This window comes from Plantactinospora endophytica (assembly GCF_016862915.1).
Taxonomy (GTDB): Bacteria; Actinomycetota; Actinomycetes; order Mycobacteriales; family Micromonosporaceae; genus Plantactinospora; species Plantactinospora endophytica.
The window spans coordinates 1-1,242 of the sequence record NZ_BONW01000078.1 but is presented as its reverse complement, the minus strand read 5'-3'; the positions used below and the strand labels follow the sequence as shown (position 1 = coordinate 1,242).

The following is a 1,242-nucleotide window of genomic DNA, read 5'->3' as shown; positions in this document are numbered from 1 at the left end:
GTCGGCGTTGCAGGAGGGTTTGCTTTTTCATAATGTTTTTGATGGGGCTGGGCCGGATGTGTATACGGGTCAGTCGGTGTTTGATTTGGATGGTGTGGTTGATTTTGGGTTGTTGCGGGTTGCGGCTGGTGAGTTGATTCGGCGGCATTCGAGTTTGCGGTCGGGTTTTCGTCAGCGGCGGTCGGGTGAGTGGGCGCAGTTGGTGTTGCGGGAGGTGGAGCCGGCGTGGCGTGAGGTGGATTTGCGGGGGTTGCCGGTTGGTGAGCAGTTGGTCGAGTCGGATCGGGTGGTTGATGAGGAGCGGTCGGCTCGGTTTGATTTGGGTTCGCCGCCGTTGGTGCGTTTTGTTGTGGTGCGGTTGTCGGGGTCGCGTTCTCGTTTTGTGGTGACGTCTCATCATATTGCTTTTGATGGTTGGTCGTTGCCGGTGGTGGTGCGGGATTTGTTTAGGTTGTATTCGGCGGGTGGTGATGGTGGGGCGTTGCCGCCGGTTCGTGGTTATCGGGATTTTTTGGTGTGGTTGGCGGGGCGGGATCGTGTGGAGGGTTTGCGGGTGTGGGGGGAGGCGTTGTCGGGTTTGGATGGTCCGACGGTGGTGGCTCCGGGGGTGTCGCGGGTGGCGGTGTTGCCTCGGGAGTGGGAGTTCGGTTTGTCGGAGGTGGAGACGTCTGCGTTGGTGGGGTGGGCGCGTGGTCGTGGGTTGACGTTGAACACGGTGGTGGAGGGTGTGTGGGGGTTGGTGTTGGGGCAGTTGACGGGTCGGTTGGATGTGGTGGGGGGTGTGACGGTTTCGGGTCGGCCTGCGGAGTTGGATGGGGTCGAGTCGATGGTGGGTTTGTTTATCAATACGGTGCCGTTGCGGGTTCGGGTGCGGTTGGGTGAGTCGTTGGTGGGGTTGTTTGAGCGTTTGCAGGGTGAGCAGGCGGGGTTGTTGGCGCATCAGCATGTGGGGTTGGCGGATGTGCGGGCGGTGGCGGGGTTGTCGGGTGGGGTGGATTTGTTCGATACGTTGTGTGTGTTTCAGAATTTTCCGTCCAGTGGTGCGGGTTGGGGTGAGCTGGATGGTGTTGTTCCGGTGGTGGGGGTGCGGTCGCGGAGTGCGTCGCATTATCCGTTGGCGTTGTTGGTGGGGCCGGGGAGGAGTCTGCGGTTCCAGTTGAACTACCGCCCGGACGTGTTCACCGAGTCGGACGCGGTCGGGATCGCGGACCGGTTGCGTCGGATCCTGCTGGAAGTCCTCCG

1 protein-coding gene is annotated in these 1,242 nt (G+C 61.4%); it reads left to right on the top strand.

The genetic code is table 11. The features are described from left to right. The coding region (locus tag Pen02_RS41395) for a condensation domain-containing protein (RefSeq protein WP_239142048.1) at positions 1 to 1,242 on the top strand (1,242 nt) is incomplete at both ends.